Raw genomic sequence first — 16,804 nt, forward strand, 5'->3', positions numbered from 1 at the left:
GAGCGATGGACGCGCCCGTAAAGCCGGCCCCGGCCTGCCTGCCCGCCAACAGCAAGACAGCGCCGCCCTCCACTCTGGTCATCTTCGGGGCTGGTGGTGATCTCACCAAGCGGCTGCTCATCCCCGCCATCTACAATCTGGTGAACGACAAGGCGCTGGACGACCACTTCCAGATCATCGGCGTCGACCTGGTGGCCAATGACGACCAGGGCTTCCGCGATCACCTGACCGAGAACATGAAGGCGCTTGTCGCCGGCGGCCACGGCGAGTTCGCCTCGCCCGAGCTCGATCAGCAGGCGTGGAGCTGGCTGATGAGCCGGGTGTTTTACCTCCCTGGCGATTTCAGCAATCCCGACACGTTCACCCGTCTGAAATACCTCGTGGACGAGCGCGAACAGGAGACGGGCTGCGGCAACGCGGTCTTCTATCTGGCCGTGGCGCCGCGCTTTTTCGGGCCCATCGTGGAGCAGCTCGGCCAAGCCGGCCTGCTGGCGGAGACGGAGGCTCATTTCCGACGGGTGGTGGTGGAGAAGCCGTTCGGAACCGACCTCGCCTCGGCCAAGGCGCTGAACCAGCAGATCCTGAAAGTGGCCGACGAGCACCAGATCTTCCGCATCGACCACTACCTCGGCAAGGAGACGGTGCAGAACATCATGGTTCTGCGCTTTGCCAACGGCTTCTTCGAGCCGGTCTGGAACCGCGACCATATAGACCACGTGCAGATCACCGCGGCGGAGACGGTGGGGGTGGAGCAGCGCGGCAAGTTCTATGACGCGACCGGTGCCCTGCGCGACATGGTGCCCAACCACATGTTCCAGCTGCTCGCCATGATCGCCATGGAGCCGCCGAACTCGTTCGATGCGGATGCGGTGCGCAGCGAGAAGGCCAAGGCGATCGAGGCCATTCGCAACTACACGCCGGAGGAGGCGGTCAAGAACGCGGTGAGGGCGCAGTATCGGGCCGGCACGGTGCTGGGCAAGCCGGTCAACAATTACCGCGACGAGCCGAACGTCTCGCCCACGAGCATGACCGAGACCTATGTCGCCATGAAGTTCATGATCGACAACTGGCGCTGGGCGGGCGTGCCGTTCTATGTCCGCACGGGCAAGGCCTTGGCGGTGCGGCGCACGGAAATCGGCATTCAGTTCAAGCGCGCGCCGCATGTGCTGTTCCGCAGCATCGGCATTAGCGAGCTCGCGCCCAACATGATGGTGTTCCGCATCCAGCCGAATGAAGGTGTTTCTCTGCGGTTTGCCGCCAAGAAACCCGGCCGCGAGGTGGAACTGCGGGATGTGCGGATGGATTTTCGCTATGCGGACTATTTCCAGGCCGAGCCGTCCACGGGCTACGAGACGCTGATCTATGACTGTCTGACGGGAGATGCCACGCTGTTCCAGCGGGCCGACAATATCGAGGCGGGGTGGACCGAGGTTCAGCCGCTGCTCGATGGATGGTCAGCGAATGATGCTCCGCTCGAATTCTATGATGCCGGCAGCGACGGGCCCGCGGCTGCCGACGCTCTGCTCGCCCGGGATGGATTTAAATGGCTGCCTCTGACATGACCGATGCCACCGCGCCAGATTTTTCCAGCCTGGCCGCTCGGGCCGGCGGCAGGGTGCGCCTGGTGGTGAGCGACGTGGACGGCTCTCTCGTCACCCGCGAGAAGGTGCTGACCCCGTCGGCCGTTGCCGCCGCCAAGGACCTCAAGGCGGCCGGCATCGCGTTCACCGCCGTCTCCAGCCGGCCGCCACGTGGCATGGCGATGCTGATCGAGCCTCTCGCCATTACCCAGCCGCTCGGCGCGTTCAACGGCGGCACCATCTTCATGCCGGATATGACGGTCATCGACCAGCAGGCGGTGCCGCTGGAGGCGGCCCGGCGTGCGGTCACCGTGATGCGCGACTATGGCGCCGACATCTGGGTGTTCAGCGGAGACAAGTGGCTGGTGACCAACCCGGACGCCCATTACATCCCGCGCGAGCGGCGCACGGTGCAGTTCGAGCCGACCGTGGTGGCGGATCTCGACCCCTATCTCGGCAGCGCGGGCAAGATCGTCGGCTCGTCGGAGGATTTCGACCGCCTCAAGGAGTGCGAGCTGGCGCTGCAGGCCGAGCTGCACGGCAGCGCCACGGCCCGCCGGTCGCAGAACTATTATCTCGACGTTACCCCGCCGGGGATGGACAAGGGCTATGCGGTGCGCACGCTGGCGCGGATGATGAACATCCCGCTGCAGGAGGTCGCCGTGATCGGCGACATGGTGAACGACCTGCCGATGTTTCGGGCGGCGGGCCTCGCGATCGCCATGGGCAATGGCAGCGACGAGGTCAAGGCCGCCGCGGACCACGTGACCGACACGTGCGACAACGAAGGCTTCGCCAAGGCGGTGGCCGAATTCATCCTGCCGCTGGCCGGCCCGGGGCAGGATGAAGGTTCCGCTGCCGGGCGCTCGACCCAGGGGAGCAGAGCATGACCGCGCAGATCCACGTCCTTTCCGATCCGGACACGCTGGCGGTTGCGGTGGCCGACTGGCTGGTCGGGCGCATGCGGGGCACGAGCAAGCCGTTTTCCATGAACCTGTCTGGCGGCTCGACGCCCAAGCGGCTCTACGGACTGCTCGCGCAGGCCCCCTATCGCGACCAGATCGAGTGGCAGCGCCTGCACCTGTTCTTCGGCGACGAGCGGTATGTGCCGCACGATGATCCGGAAAGCAATTATCGCATGGTGCACGACGCACTGATCGCGCATGTGCCGTTGCCAGCAGAAAACGTGCATCCCATTCCGGCGGGCCCCTCCCCTGCCGAGGCGGCCGCTGCCTATGAAGCCAAGCTGAAGAATTTCTACGGCGCCGACCACCTCGATCCAAGCCGGCCCTTGTTCGACGTGAGTCTGCTGGGCTTGGGCCCTGACGGGCATACCGCCTCTCTGTTTCCCGGCAGTTCGGCCTTGGAGGAAAAGCAGGCTTGGGTCTTGTCGGTGATCGGCTCGAAGCCGCCGCCGCAGCGGATCACCCTCACCCTGCCGGTGCTCGACAGCTGCGCGGCGGCCGCGTTCATCGTCTCTGGATCGGAGAAGGAGCCGATCGTGCAGCGGCTGCTCGGGGGCGACAAGGCGCTGCCCGCTGGCCGGATCTCGCCTCTGGGGGAGCTGCACTGGTTCCTGGACGAGGCTGCGGCGGGTGGCCCGGCGGGCCCATGATTCTGGTGGCCATGGGCGTTTCGGGCGCGGGCAAGTCGACCATTGCCCGCGAACTGGCCGAGCGGCTCGGCTGGGCTTTTGCCGAGGGGGATGACTTTCACGATCCGGCCGCGCGGGCCAAGATGGCGGCGGGCCATGCCTTGACCGATGCCGACCGCCGCCCGTGGCTCGAGCGCATTGCGGCGTGGATCGATGCCCGGCTGGCGGAAGGTAGAGATGGCGTGGTGTCGTGCTCCGCCCTCAAGCGCAGCTATCGCGATCTCTTGCGACGGGACCATCCGGAGGTGCGCATCCTTTATCTGCGCGGCAGTCGGGCGCTCATTGCCGCGCGCCTCAGCGGGCGCACCGGGCACTTCATGCCGCAGGCGCTGCTCGAGAGCCAGTTCGCGACGCTCGAAGAGCCCGGGCCGGACGAGGCGACGATCGTGGTGGATGTGGACCAGTCGGTGCCCGCGATCGTCGATGCGGTGATCGCCGCCCTGCCCCCGGACAAGCGGAGACCCGTGCAGCGCCGTTGACGCCCCGCACCTTCCTCACGCGAACCGGTATCCACGTCGCTCGAAAATGCTCTAAATCGGCGGCAAGGAGAGCCACCGCTGAAACGCGGTGACGATGAGGTTCACGGCGACCGCCGCCAGGATCATGCCCATGACCCGGCGGGCGATCTGAATGCCGGCCTGGCCGATGACGCGGATGATGAGTTCGCCGGCCAGGAAGGCCATGGCCAGGATCACCAGCACGGATGCCAGCGCGCCAATGGTCTCCATCTGCTCGATGAAGGACAGGCGATTGTTGTCCATGAGCAGCACCATGGTGAGGATGGCGCCGGGACCGGCCATGATCGGCGTGGCCAAGGGATAGACCGCAAGGCTGATGGGATTGGCGACACTGTCGGTTGGAACGGCGCTCGGCGCCGTCTCCGCGCCCAGCACCATGGTGAGCGAGAACAAGAGCAGGATCAGACCGCCGGCGATTTGGAAGGCCAGCAGCGAGACCCCCATGGCATGCAGCAGCGCCTGGCCGGCGAAGCCGAAGAACACCAAAATGAGGAATGCGAAGAAGGCGGCGTAGACGGCGGCGACGCGCCGCTCCCGCGTGGTCAGAGCCCCCGTGGCGCCGAGAAAGAGCGGAAGATGTCCCACCGGATCGAGCATGATCCACAAGGTGGTGAACTGGGTGATGAAAAGCGCAAGATCGGGAATCATTTGGCCGCCGAACAAATCACTACGGAATGTAATAGAACGGGTTGGGGAGAAGGAACGTCCGCTCCGCGGCGCCGCCCGCGAGATCGGAATGCTGGTCGCCCATGTTGGCGATGATGCGGTATCCTTCAGCCTCGATTTGGCGCCGACGTGGCGCCTTGAAGTCAGCCGCGGAGGCGAAGCGCGCGCCCTCCGGCACCATGTCCAGGCGGCTGAAGCCCGTGTAGCCCACGCGGCGCAGGTTGCGCTCGGTGGCTCGGCGCTGCGATTCCGGCCGGCCGGTGATGAAGAAGACCGCCACGCCCGCGGCGCGTGCGGCCCGGTAGAGGCGCAGGGTTGCCGGGATCGCGGGGTCGGCGCCTTTGAGGTCCCAGTCACGCCAGCCGCAGGGCTGGTTGGGGCCGGCAAGGCAGGGCCCCTCGACGAATCGGCCGAAATCGTTGGCGACGATCTCCGACCAGTTCGACAGGGACGTGTCGTCAATGTCCAGCACCAGCGCGGGCCTCTTCACGTGCCTCGCCCGGCTCAGGATCCAAGTCTCGGCGCGGGCGGCAACCGAGGCCAGATCACGCGCATAGGCGCCGCTGTTGTGGTATCGGGTGGCGGCGATCTTGGCGATGCCGACATTGGCGGGCTGCGACAGCCGCGGTTCGGCGGCGCATATGCCCGCCGTGAGCGCCAGGACCAGGCCCAGCAGAACACCCGGCTTCATGAGTTTCCCCCTCCCCTGACGCCCGCCGCGCCGTCACTGTTCCTCAACAGCCGCGCCTACCGCCCGCCAGCCACATCGACTATAGCACCGGTCACGTAGGACGCGGCATCCGACAGCAGCCAGGCGATCACCTCGGCAACCTCGTCGGCACTGCCGGCGCGCTTCATCGGTGTGGTCGGCGCAAGGCGCTCGAGCCGGTCGTGCAGCCCGGCCCGGGCATGGATCTCGGTCTCGATCAATCCCGGCCGCACCGCATTCACCCGAATGCCCTCGTCTGCGACCTCGCGGGCAAGGCCGAGGGTGAAGGTGTCGATCGCGCCCTTGGATGCGGCATAGTGAATGAACTCGTTGGCGCTGCCGATCCTGGCGGCCATCGAGGACACGTTGACAATGGCGCCGCCCTTGCCGCCGTGGCGGGTGGACATGCGGCGGACCGCCTCGCGCGCCGGGATCAGGCTGCCGAACACATTAACGGCGAGCACCTCGGTGAGGTCGCGGCCGGCAAGGTTCTCAAGCCGGCCTGCAGGCCCGGTGATGCCGGCATTGTTGACCAGCGCGGTGATCCGGCCGAGATCGCGGTCGATTTGCTGGAAGAGCGAAACGATCTCCTGCTCGTCGGCCACGTCGGCCCGGTAGATCCTGGCCTGTACACCCTCGGCCGCCACCTTCGCCGCAACCTGCTCCGCCTCTGCCGCTGCCCTGCCATAGGTCAGCGCGAGATGATAGCCCTGCTTGGCGAGACGGATCGCGGTCGCCGCGCCGATGCCGCGGCTGGCGCCGGTGACGACAGCAAGCTGTGTCATGAAACCTCCTCTCGCTCTCCTTATGGCCCACAACTGGGCGCTCGTAAAAATTCAGCTTACAGCGCCGCAAGAGAGAGGCTATTCTGTGGGCGTCGTCAACAGTTTGAAAGGAGGTGATCCAGTGTCTCATTGTCGAGCTCCACGAGGAACGGATGATGCGCGCCGGGTCTTTGCCTCTCTCGGAGATGCTGCGCGCGCAGTCTGAGGTTTCGCCCGGCTGAACGCCGGAGCGTGGATGACAATGGAAGGGCCGCCCACCCCCGGGCGGCCCTTCTCCGCATTATCCGCTCAAGCCGCCATGCCCAACGCGCCCAGCCGGGCATCCAACGCCATAGGGCACAAGCATTCCCCTGGGGGCCCTGGATCACCCGGTCAAGCCGGGTGATGACGATTTGCTTTGTTAACCAATACCTCACGTCATGCCCGGCCGCGCCTAGGCGCCGAGCCGGCACCCAGAGCCACACGGCGCGAGCTTTCCCTGGGGGCCCTGGATCACCCGGTCAAGCCGGGTGATGACGATTTGCTTTGTTAACCAATACCTCACGTCATGCCCGGCCGCGCCTAGGCGCCGAGCCGGCACCCAGAGCCACACGGCGCGAGCTTTCCCTGGGGGGCCCTGGATCACCCGGTCAAGCCGGGTGATGACGATTTGCTTCGTCAGCCAATACCTCAGTCATGCCCGGCCGCGCCCTAGGCGCCGAGCCGGCATCCAGGGGCCACACGGCACAGGCTTTCCCTGAAGGCCCTGGATCACCCAGTCAAGCCAGGTGATGACGATTTGCTTCGTTAGCCAATACCTCAGTCATGCCCGGCCGCGCCTAGGCGCCGAGCCGGCATCCAGGGGCAACACGGCACAGGCTTTCCCTGGGGGCCCTGGACTGCCGCGCCAAGCGCGGCAATGGCATAACACAAATCAGGATGGCGATAAGCAGCCGCCCTGATCGCTCTCAGAGCGGCTGCCAATTCAGTACCCGGCTACCAAAACGCTAGCATCGCGGCGATGCTGGTGCATGCCGACCCATCTCGGACCCGACCCTCGGCGGCTGAAACCTAGGCCTCAGTCCGCCGCACGGATCATGCGCGCCTCGATGCCCTTCTGGCCCTGCGCGCATTGCACCATCACCCGCTGGCCTTGCGCCACCGGCCCCATGCCGCAACGCTCCAGAGCCGAAGCGTGCACGAACACGTCCTTGCCGCCGGTGTCGAGGGCGATGAAGCCGAAGCCCTTGTCAGGGTTGTACCACTTCACCACGCCCGGCTGCTCTTCCGACAGGGGCGCGCTCACCTCGCTGCGGCGCGGTGGCCGTGGGGTCGCGGTGCTGAGGTCGACCTCGAGCACCTCGGTGACCTGCGGCCCCTTCTGCCCTTGGCCGATGCGCACCATCAGCCGTGCGCCGTCGGGCAGGCTGGTATGGCCAGCGGCTTCGACCGGGCGGATGTGCAGGAAGGCCTCTGAGCCACCATCCACTTCGACAAAGCCGAAACCTTTATCGGCGTTAAACCATTTAACCGTTGCACCGGTGGGTGCCGCAGCCGCATAAGTGGGTTGCCCACCCTGACGGAATGACGGCATGTCGTCCGATCCACGACGGCTTTTCGGACTGAAGTCATCATCGAAGCCGCGCCGGCGCGGCTCTCGATAATCTTTATAGCGGCTCATCGACCTTCCCAGAAGCTAAACACGTCTCTATGGTCGCGGTTCCGCCCGACCGGTCAAGCGGAAGTTCGCAGCCTTCGAGAATTATCTATCATACAGGCGGACGGGCATTTCACAAAATCCATTCTCGTGCCGGCGGAGTCGTTTTTTAAACTAAGTCCGGCTAGTCTACGCCGCTGATTGCAGTCCGATCCGGCCAAGAACCACAGGTGGTACAGGGGGCAAAGTCATGGCGACCGCAAGAGTAGCGAAGAAGAAGACGTCTGACGCAAGAGTGTCGAGAAGGAAAAGGTCCAGCGCAACAGTCGAGACCAAGAACACACCCGATGTCAAAGCCGATAAAAAGCCCCGAGCCGGCACGCGAAACGCAAAGAGGAATACATCCGATACAAAAGCTCCTCTCACGCTGGCCTTCGATATCGGCGGGACCGGCCTGAAGGGTTCTGTTCTTGATCCATCGGGAAAGATGGTCGCGGATCGTGTGAGGATCCCTACCCCGCATCCGTGTCCACCGGAAGTATTGCTCGCGTCGCTCAAGGAAATCGTGAGCCATTTGCCGAGCTATGACCGAATCTCCGTCGGCTTCCCCGGCGTTGTCCGGCGCGGCGCCGTGCTGACCGCGCCGCATCTTGGCACCGAAATGTGGCGCGGCTTTCCCTTGGAAAACCGCATCGCCGAGCTGTTCGGCAAGCCGACGCGGCTTTTGAACGATGCCGAGGTGCAGGGGCTCGGCATCATCACCGGCCATCAGCTGGAGGTGGTGATCACGCTCGGCACCGGGGTCGGCTCAGCCATCTATTCGGACGGACGGCTGACGCCGCATCTGGAACTCGCCCACCACCCGATCAAGGGCGACATGACCTATGACATGTATCTCGGCGATGCGGCGAAGAAGAAGGTGGGCCGGAAGAAGTGGAACAAGCGCGTTCACCGCATGATCGAGATCGTGTCGATCCTCACCAATTTCGACACGCTGCATCTCGGCGGCGGCAATGCGGAACATGTATCTGGTCCCCTGCCGCCCAATGTGCGCATTGCCAGCAACGACGCCGGCATTACCGGTGGCATCCGGCTCTGGGACGACAATGTCTGGCTCGCGGCGGGCTCGTTGGACTGACACAGCGCGCTTCGACCCCAGCAAAGCGATCAGGATGCCTGCTCCGCCAAGGAAGCGAGCTCCGCGCGCAGCTCGGGGATGCCGGTGCCCTTCTCGGCGGAGGTCACATGCAGGCGGGGGTGGGCGGCCGGGCGGCGGGCGAGTTGGTTCTTCACTTGCTCGGCGATGCGCTGAAGCGCGGCCGGCTTCATCTTGTCGGCCTTGGTGAGCACGACCTGATAGCCGACCGCGGCGGCATCGAGCAGATCGAGCATGTCCATATCGGCGGGCTTCAGACCATGGCGGCTGTCGATCAGCACGAACACCCGCTTGAGCTCGCGCCGCCCGCGCAGATAGGCGCGCAGCAGCGCCTGCCAGCGGGCGACGAGGCTCTTCTCCGCCTGGGCGTAGCCATAGCCAGGCATGTCGACCAGGCAGAGCCGCGGACCCACCGCGAAGAAGTTGAGCTCGCGGGTGCGGCCCGGTGTCGATGAGGTACGCGCCAGCGTCTTGCGACCAGCCAGCGCGTTGAGCAGGCTCGACTTTCCCACATTCGAGCGCCCGGCGAAGGCGACTTCGCAGGCCATGGGCTCAGGCAGGCCGTCGAGAGACTGCACCCCCCTGAGAAAATCGATCTCGCCGGCAAACAGCTTGCGCCCAGCCTCGAGCCTCTCCTCGGTGAACAGCTCTTCCGGCTTCTCCTCGAAATCCGGCGCCGACATGGCTCCCCTGCCTCAGTTGCCGACGCGTCAGGACTTGGGCTTGCTTTCCGCCTCGGCTTTGCTGCCGTTCTTCTTGGCGAAAGGCAGTGACTCGCGGATGTTGCCGAGCAGATCGACGTCGACGCCCTGGCGCCGCATGATGACATACTGCTGCAGCACCGAGAGGAGGTTGTTCCACGACCAGTAGATGACCAGGCCGGCGGGGAAGGAGGCCAGCAGGAAGGTGAAGAACACCGGCATCCAGTTGAAGATCTTGGCCTGGATCGGATCGGGCGGCGCCGGATTGAGGCGCATCTGCACCCATTGGGTGATGCCCATGATGATCGGCCAGGCGCCGACCATCAGAAGGTGCGGCGGCGTCCACGGGATGAGCCCGAACAGATTGAAGATGGTGGTGGGGTCGGGCGCCGACAGGTCCTTGATCCAGCCGAAGAAGGGCGCATGGCGCATCTCGATGGTGACGAACAGCACCTTGTAGAGCGCGAAGAACACGGGGATCTGCACCAGGATCGGCAAGCAGCCGGAGACGGGCGAGACCTTCTCCTTCTTGTAGAGGGCCATCATGGCCTCCTGCTGCTTCATGCGGTCGTCCGGATAGCGTTCGCGGATCTTCATCATCTCCGGCTGCAGCTTCTTCATCACGCTCATCGACTTGTAGGATTTGTCTGCGAGCGGATAAAAGACCAGCTTGACCAGCACCGTGGTGATGAGAATGGCCACGCCGAAATTGCCGACGATGCGGTGGAAGAATTCCAACAGCGAGAACAGCGGCTTGGTGATGAAGTAGAACCAGCCCCAGTCGATCAGCAGGTCGAACCGGTCGATGCCGTATTCGGCCGCATAGCGGTCGACGATGTTCACCACCTTGGCACCGGCAAAGACGCGACTCTGGTAGCTGCCCGTCGCGCCGGGCGCGACCTCCACCGGATTCTTGCCGAGGAAATCGCTCTGATAGGCTTCGCGGCTGCCGCTGCTGTAGCTGAAGAAGCGCCCGCTGATCAGGGACTGGGGATCGGGGATGACCGTCACCGCCCAATATTTGTCGGTGATGCCGAGCCAGCCACCGACCGCCTGGTGGGTGATCGGCGTCGTCGCTTCGACGAGGTCGCTGTAGTGAAGCTCGATGAGCCCGTCCTCGCCGAGCACCCCGATCGGGCCCTCGTGCAGGATGTAGAAGCCGGAGGTGTGGGGGGTGCCGACACGGGAGACCAGCGCATAGGGGTACAGCTGCACGGGCTGCTGGCTGTTGTTCACCACCTCCTGGCGCACCGTGAACATGTAGTCCTTGTCCACGGATATGGTGCGCCGGAATACCTGCCCCTGGCCATTGTCATAGACGAGGGTGACCGGCGCGTCCGGCGTGAGGGTGCTGTTGCCTTCGACCGTCCAGACCGTCTCCGGCGTGGGTACGGCGACGCCGCTGCCGGGCACGGCCGCCCAACCCTGATTGGCCCAATAGGCGTTGGGCGTGCCCTCCGGCGAAAGCAGCGTGATGATGGGGCTCGTGGGGTCGACCGTCTCGTGATAGCGCTTGAGGCGGAGATCGTCCAGCCGGCCGCCCTTGAGGTTGATGGAGCCGGTGAGGCTCGGGGTGTCGATCTGCACCCGCTGGCTCGCCGCCAAGGCCTGGTCGCGCGTGAGTGGCCCGGTCGCGGCCCCGGTGCCTGCGCCTGTGCTTGGTGTGCCCGCGCCGGGCGTGGTTACGCTTGGGGCCGTGGATGGCGCTTCCGCCTGACGCTCCGCCTGCTGCTCCTGCGGCGCGTCTACGCGCTGTTGCTGCATGTGCGGCACGCCGACAAAGTATTGCCACAGCAGGATCACCAGTGCGGACAGCACGATGGCGAGAAGGAATTGCTTGTTATCCGCCATGGTTGAGGGGTTCTCGACAACTCATGATGTTCGGGCTTCGGGCGAATCGCCTGGCGAAACCTCCGCCTTGCGATCCGGGTCCTTCGCCGCTTCCGCACGTATTCCGGACACCTTGCGGGCCTGCCATGCGGCATGGACCTTGTCCGCGGCCCGCCGGATGTCCGCTTGCAGATCGGCAAAATCGCGCTCGGCCGTGTGACTTCGGCCGATGATCACATAGTCGAAGCCCGGCAGGCCAGCCTCCGGGAGCACCGACTCCGCCGCTGCCCGCAGCCGCCGTTTCACCCGGTTGCGGGTGACGGCCTTGCCGAGCTTGCGGGTCGCGGTCAAACCAATTCGCGCCGCCGCATCGTCACCACGATCGCGTGCCTGCAGCACCAGGCCCGGTGTTACGAAGGAGAATGCGCGGGCGGCTGCCAGAAAATCGCGGCGCCGCTTGATGCGTTCCATGCCCATGATCTGTGGCCCTGGAAACATCGGCCAAGCCCTCGGCCCGCTGCATGATCCTCGACGGTCAGGCTTCCCGCGAGGCGGCGCGGCCTCTTGCCGCCGCGCCTGGATGCCGCGACCCGGCTTATGCCGACAAACGCTTGCGCCCGCGGGCCCGCCGTCTGGCCAGCACTTTGCGGCCGCCGGGCGTCGCCATGCGCGCACGGAACCCGTGCCGGCGCTTTCTGACCAGGCGGCTGGGCTGATAGGTCCTCTTCACGATCGTCTCCGCAAATTCGAGTATCGCTCTCCCGAAGACCCGGCTTCGGGAATGCTGCGCCGCCTTGGTTCACGACACCGAAAGGCATGCAAATGGGTCGTGCCGGCTTATACGGAAGCCCTGCTGCCAAGTCAACAAAGCTGGGACGCGGCGCTTGCCCGGAATATCGCCGGATTGGACGCTATATAAGAACCAGACAGCGGATATGGTAGGATTACGCGCCAGACGTTTGGCATCAGCGTAGGTGGAGTGGAGTTCGACGTGGCCGATACGCGCGAGCCAGCGGACATTGACGCAGGCGGCGGTGGCCTGCCCGCAGCAAGCCAGCCGGTGCCGGCTGCGCCGGTCCGGCGGGAAGTGCCGCAGCCCGGCCTGCTGCGCGGGCTGTCGGCGCGCCTGCTGATGCTCACGGTACTGTTCGTAATGGTGGGCGAGGTGCTGATCTTCCTGCCCTCGATCGCCAATTTCCGCATCACCTGGCTCGAAGACCGCGTCAAGGCGGCGCAGATCGCCGGCCTCGTCGCCAAAGCAGCCGCAGGGCGGCCGCTGAGCGACACGGTGCGCCAGTCGTTACTGGCGCGTGCGGGGGTCGAGGCCATTGCCTTCAAGCGCGGCGAATCCCGCCACCTGGTGCTGGCAGGCAAGCAATTCCCCACGGTGGACAAGCACTACGATATCCGCGATTTCACCTGGACCGAGGCCATGGTGGATGCGCTGGACACTATATTCGCCGGCGGCGACCGCACCATCCGGGTGCTCGGCAGCGCCCCCACGCCCGAGGGCAAGTTCACCGAGATCGTGCTAAGCGAGGCGCCGCTGCGCAAGGCCATGCTGCACTTCGCGTTGAACATCGCCAAACTGTCGATCCTCCTGTCGCTGATCGTGGCGGCGCTGATCTATTACACCCTGCACGTGACGCTGGTGCGGCCGATGCGCGGCCTGATCCGCAACATGCTCTATTTCAGCGAAAATCCGGAGGACAAGAGCCGGATCATCACGCCGTCGGGCCGGAATGACGAGATCGGCGTCGCCGAGCGCGAATTGAACCACATGCAGACGGAGCTTTCGGCCACGCTGCAGCAGAAGACACGCCTGGCAGGCCTGGGGCTCGCGGTGAGCAAGGTGAGCCATGACCTGCGCAACATGCTGTCCAGCGCGCAGCTCATCTCGGACCGGCTGAGCCAGATCGACGACCCGACGGTGCAGCGCTTCGCCCCCAAGCTGATCGCCTCGCTCGACCGTGCCATCGCCCTCTGCGTCCAGACACTGAAATACGGCCGCGCCCAGGAGGCGCCGCCCGCGCGCGAAATGTTCGAGTTGCGGGAGCTTCTGGACGAGGTGATCGACATGGTGCTGCCGGAGGCCTCCAGCCGCATCGTGCTCTATAACGACGTGCCACCCGAGCTGCAGGTGGACGCGGACCGCGACCATCTGTTCCGGGTGTTCATGAACCTCCTGCGCAACGCGGTCGAGGCGCTGGACGAGGCAGGACCTTCGAGGCTGCCCGAGGAAGACGGCTTCGTGCGCATCCGTGCCTGGCGGGAGGGCACGGTGGTCACGGTGCAGGTGGTCGACAACGGTCCGGGCATTCCGGAAAAGGCGCGCGCGCATCTGTTCGAGGCCTTCCTCGGCGCGGGGCGAAGCGGCGGCACCGGCCTTGGGCTTGCCATCAGCGCCGAGCTGGTGCGCGCCCATGGCGGCGAGCTACGCCTGGTCCACTCGGAGGTGGGGGCGGATTTCCGCGTGATCATCCCCGACACCATTCCCAGCCTGCGGCCGGGCCGGCGCGGCGAGCGGCGCCCCGGCCGGCGCTCGGTGGATGTCGCGCGCCTGCCCGGGCCACGGGCCTGAGCTACTGCGGCTGCGATACCGAGGCAGGCTCCAGCTCCAGCACGACGCCTTCCCGGCGCGGGTCGGCGCCGCCGGACAGCCGGCCGTCCTCTCCCCTTGCGATCCCCTGCAGGCCGCTGGCCAACAGCCTCGTGATCACCTCATGGCCCATGGCCTCGAGCGCGGGCGCGAGCCTCACGATGTCGGTGCGCCCCTCCAGCTCGACGGGGCCGTTGCGGTCGAGCACGCGCGGCAGATCGATCGCTCCTTGCATGGAATATTTCCAGTCGAGCAGTGCGATCAGGGTCTCCACCACATAGCCGATGATGCGGCTGCCGCCGGGCGAGCCGAGCGCGGCGAAGAAGCGGCCGTGCTCATCCAGCACGATGGTGGGCGACATGGACGAGCGAGGCCGCTTGCCGGGCGCGACCGCATTGGCCACGGGGGTTCCATCGTCCCGGCTCGGTGCGAAGGAGAAATCGGTGAGCTCGTTGTTGAGGAAGAAGCCGGCGGCCATGATATGCGCCCCGAACGGCCCCTCGATCGAGCTGGTCATGGAGACCACGTTGCCCTCGGCATCGACGATGGTGAGGTGGCTGGTGCCCGCCCGCCCGCGGTCCAAACCCTCAGCCTGCGCCACCGCGCCAGGCGGCGCGCCGGCTTGCGCCTTGCCGAGGCTGCGGCCGGGGTTGATGAGGGCGGCCCGCTCGGCGAGATAGCGGCGGTCGAGCAGGCCCTCCATCGGAACTGGCACGAAATCCGCGTCCGCCATGAAGCGGTCGCGGTCGGCAAAGGCGAGCGCGCTGGCCTCGCTCAGCAAATGCAGGGCGGTCACGCCCATGGGCTGCAGCGTGCCCAGGCGGTAGTGCTCGAGCATGCCGAGAATCATCAGCGTGGTGAGGCCGCCCGAGCTGGGCGGCGGCATGCCGCAGACCTCGTAGCTGCGATAGGGCCGGCACACGGGCTCCCGGCGGACCGCCTTGTAGCCCTCGAGGTCCTGAAGGGTCATGCCGCCGGCATTGGCGTGGCTGCGCACCGCCGCGACGATGGCCTCCGCAACGGGGCCCTGATAGAAACCGTCCGGCCCCTGCTCGGCAATGCGCTCCAGCGTCTCGGCATAGGCCGGGTTGGTGAGCTGCGTGCCGGGGCCGACGGGCAGGAAACCGTCCGGCACGCTGCTGTCGGGCCGCGCGATATAGGCACGGGCGGCAGGGTCCTCCAGCAGCGGCCGGGCCTCGGCCAAGGCTTCCGCGAGCCTCGGGCTCACCGCGAAGCCGTCGCGGGCAAGCGTTACCGCCGGCGCGAACAGCCGGCTCCATGGCAGGCGGCCATGGGCCTGGTGCGCCATCCACATCATCCGCACGATGCCGGGAACACCCACTGAGCGACCACCCACCACGGCGTCCATGAACGCCATGGGCTGGCCGTCGGGCATCAGGAAGAGGTCGGCCCGGGCCGACGCCGGCGCGGTCTCGCGGCCGTCATAGGCATCCATCCGGCCCGATGCGGCTGTCCAGTGCAGGAGGAAGGCGCCGCCACCGATGCCGGAGGATTGCGGCTCGACCAGGCCGAGCACCAGCTGGGCGGCAATGGCCGCGTCAACCGCGGAGCCCCCCTCGGCCAGGACGGCGAGCGCCGCCTCGGACGCGCGCTTGTCGGCGGTTGCCACCATGGCCTGCCGCGGCTCGCCGCAGCTGGCCACGGCCAAGACGATGAGAATGGCCCCCAAATTCCGAATCAAACGAGCCATGGCCCTCCCCGTTTCATCCTTCGCGGGGGACGCTAGCATCGAAGCGGGGCTGTGCCTACCGCGTGCGCTGTGCTACTCGGCACGGTAGGGCTCAGTTGCCCGTCGAAAGGAGTTCAGTCCCATGTCCTATAGCCGAGGCCCGCTGAATCTGATCACCGATGTGGAAGGCCTGCTGGTGGGCAATGCGCATGATCACAAGGTCTGCTCGGGCGTGACGGTGATTCTGCCGGTCGAGCCGGCGGTCGCGGCGGTGGATGTGCGCGGCGGGGGGCCGGCCACGCGCGAGACGGATGCCCTCGATCCAAGCTGCATCGTGGATGCGATCCACGGTCTCGTGCTCTCCGGCGGCTCGGTGTTCGGGCTCGATGCGGCGAGCGGCGTCACCCATTGGCTGTCGGAGAGGGGCCGCGGCTTCACTTTCCGGGAGCAGCCGCGCGCCTGCCCGGTCGTGCCGCAAGCCAGCCTTTTCGACGTGCTCAACGGGGGCGACAAAAGCTGGAGTGGCGCTCCGCCCTACCGCACCTTGGCGCTCGATGCCTGCGAGGGGGCGGACCGCAGCTTCGCGCTCGGCAATGCAGGCGCGGGGTTCGGTGCGCTGGCTGGCCGGTACAAGGGCGGGCTCGGCAGCGCTTCGGGGCTTTATGACGGGTTGACGGTCGGCGCACTGGTGGCGGTGAATTCCTTCGGCTCGCCGGTCATTCCCGGCACCGACCGATTCTGGGCAGGGCCTTACGAGATCGACGGCGAGTTCGGAGGCCTGGGCGGCATCGCGGGCGTTCAGCCGCCGGAACGCCGCTCGCTCACCGCAGAGACCAAGGCCGATCTCGTGGCGGAAAGCGCAGCCGCGGGCGCGAACACCACCTTGGCCGTGGTGGCCACAGATGCGGTCCTGACCCCGGCGGAGGCCAAGCGCCTGGCCATCATGGCCTCCGACGGCATGGCGCGTGCGCTGCGCCCCATTCATACCCCTTTCGACGGCGATCTGGTTTTCTCGCTCGCCACGGGCCGGCGCGAGATTGCGGGGGCGCGGCCTTTCGTCCTCGCCATGCTCGGCAGCCTGGCTGCCGATTGCCTGGCCCGGGCCATCGCCCGCGCCGTCTATGAGGCCCAGGACCTGGGTCCCTGGCGCTCCTACCGGTCAATTCACCCCGGGAGATAAGCGCCGACCGCAGCCGGCGCGCGCCCTTGCAATTCCGCAACAACGCGATCGGGCGCTTGCCTTTGCGGCCTTGTCGTATTAGACAACGCAACCTCATCAG

At 66.2% G+C, this 16,804-nt stretch carries 16 protein-coding genes; 7 read left to right on the forward strand and 9 right to left on the reverse strand.

From position 1 onward, the window contains the following. Positions 1–5 precede the first annotated feature (5 nt). The 4 genes from zwf to E4P09_RS00665 are packed head-to-tail and all read left to right on the forward strand — an operon-like array spanning position 6 to position 3,713. Positions 6–1,562, forward strand: a complete 1,557-nt coding sequence (gene zwf, locus E4P09_RS00650) for a glucose-6-phosphate dehydrogenase (RefSeq protein ID WP_137387673.1) — start codon at positions 6–8, stop codon at positions 1,560–1,562. Continuing rightward, positions 1,559–2,470, forward strand: coding sequence for a Cof-type HAD-IIB family hydrolase (locus E4P09_RS00655; protein ID WP_239025075.1), 912 nt, complete (start codon positions 1,559–1,561; stop codon positions 2,468–2,470). Before zwf ends, E4P09_RS00655 begins: the two co-directional genes overlap by 4 nt. After that, on the forward strand, positions 2,467–3,195 hold the full coding sequence (gene pgl, locus E4P09_RS00660; protein WP_137387675.1) for a 6-phosphogluconolactonase: 729 nt from the start codon (positions 2,467–2,469) through the stop codon (positions 3,193–3,195). The genes E4P09_RS00655 and pgl overlap by 4 nt, the downstream gene beginning before the upstream one ends. Next, positions 3,192–3,713: a gluconokinase gene (locus E4P09_RS00665; protein ID WP_137387676.1), complete on the forward strand. Its 522-nt coding sequence runs from the start codon at positions 3,192–3,194 to the stop codon at positions 3,711–3,713. Before pgl ends, E4P09_RS00665 begins: the two co-directional genes overlap by 4 nt. Before the next feature lie 51 nt (positions 3,714–3,764). Here the strand turns inward: E4P09_RS00665 and E4P09_RS00670 are convergent, their stop codons facing one another. From E4P09_RS00670 to E4P09_RS26660, 4 genes are all read right to left on the reverse strand, one after another. Continuing rightward, positions 3,765–4,400 (reverse strand): MarC family protein, encoded by a 636-nt coding sequence (locus tag E4P09_RS00670; RefSeq protein WP_137387677.1) that lies wholly within the window; start codon positions 4,398–4,400, stop codon positions 3,765–3,767. A 19-nt stretch (positions 4,401–4,419) separates the two neighbouring features. Next, positions 4,420–5,109, reverse strand: coding sequence for an HAD family acid phosphatase (locus tag E4P09_RS00675; protein ID WP_137387678.1), 690 nt, complete (start codon positions 5,107–5,109; stop codon positions 4,420–4,422). A gap of 56 nt (positions 5,110–5,165) precedes the next feature. Beyond that, the gene (locus E4P09_RS00680) at positions 5,166–5,912 is read right to left on the reverse strand and encodes an SDR family oxidoreductase (RefSeq protein WP_137387679.1); all 747 of its coding nucleotides are present in this window, start codon (positions 5,910–5,912) and stop codon (positions 5,166–5,168) included. A gap of 1,057 nt (positions 5,913–6,969) precedes the next feature. Beyond that, positions 6,970–7,572 carry a cold-shock protein gene (locus tag E4P09_RS26660; RefSeq protein ID WP_137387680.1) on the reverse strand — a complete coding sequence of 201 codons (603 nt, stop codon included), beginning with the start codon at positions 7,570–7,572 and terminating at the stop codon, positions 6,970–6,972. A 226-nt stretch (positions 7,573–7,798) separates the two neighbouring features. Here E4P09_RS26660 and E4P09_RS00690 point away from each other — a divergent pair, with 226 nt between their 5' ends. Next, positions 7,799–8,686: an ROK family protein gene (locus E4P09_RS00690; protein ID WP_137387681.1), complete on the forward strand. Its 888-nt coding sequence runs from the start codon at positions 7,799–7,801 to the stop codon at positions 8,684–8,686. Between the two features lie 29 nt (positions 8,687–8,715). Here the strand turns inward: E4P09_RS00690 and yihA are convergent, their stop codons facing one another. From yihA to rpmH, 4 genes are all read right to left on the reverse strand, one after another. Next, positions 8,716–9,387 (reverse strand): ribosome biogenesis GTP-binding protein YihA/YsxC, encoded by a 672-nt coding sequence (gene yihA / locus E4P09_RS00695; RefSeq protein ID WP_137387682.1) that lies wholly within the window; start codon positions 9,385–9,387, stop codon positions 8,716–8,718. A gap of 27 nt (positions 9,388–9,414) precedes the next feature. Continuing rightward, entirely contained in the window at positions 9,415–11,256 is a 1,842-nt protein-coding gene (gene yidC / locus E4P09_RS00700) for a membrane protein insertase YidC (protein ID WP_137387683.1), read from the reverse strand. A 21-nt stretch (positions 11,257–11,277) separates the two neighbouring features. After that, positions 11,278–11,706 carry a ribonuclease P protein component gene (rnpA, locus tag E4P09_RS00705; protein WP_205041981.1) on the reverse strand — a complete coding sequence of 143 codons (429 nt, stop codon included), beginning with the start codon at positions 11,704–11,706 and terminating at the stop codon, positions 11,278–11,280. Between the two features lie 124 nt (positions 11,707–11,830). Further along, on the reverse strand, positions 11,831–11,965 hold the full coding sequence (rpmH, locus tag E4P09_RS00710) for a 50S ribosomal protein L34 (protein WP_137387685.1): 135 nt from the start codon (positions 11,963–11,965) through the stop codon (positions 11,831–11,833). Between the two features lie 261 nt (positions 11,966–12,226). Between rpmH and E4P09_RS00715 the strand changes: the two genes are divergently transcribed. Next, a complete protein-coding gene (locus tag E4P09_RS00715; protein ID WP_239024978.1) occupies positions 12,227–13,816 on the forward strand; it encodes a sensor histidine kinase in 1,590 nt (529 codons plus the stop codon). A 1-nt stretch (position 13,817) separates the two neighbouring features. On the opposite strand, the gene ggt is transcribed toward E4P09_RS00715, so the two are convergent. Then, on the reverse strand, positions 13,818–15,545 hold the full coding sequence (ggt, locus tag E4P09_RS00720) for a gamma-glutamyltransferase (RefSeq protein ID WP_170984150.1): 1,728 nt from the start codon (positions 15,543–15,545) through the stop codon (positions 13,818–13,820). 121 nt (positions 15,546–15,666) lie between these two features. Between ggt and E4P09_RS00725 the strand changes: the two genes are divergently transcribed. After that, a complete protein-coding gene (locus tag E4P09_RS00725) occupies positions 15,667–16,704 on the forward strand; it encodes a P1 family peptidase (protein WP_137387686.1) in 1,038 nt (345 codons plus the stop codon). The last annotated feature ends 100 nt before the right edge of the window (positions 16,705–16,804 follow it).

Origin of the sequence: Rhodoligotrophos defluvii (assembly GCF_005281615.1) — a bacterium.
Taxonomy (GTDB): domain Bacteria; phylum Pseudomonadota; class Alphaproteobacteria; order Rhizobiales; family Im1; genus Rhodoligotrophos; species Rhodoligotrophos defluvii.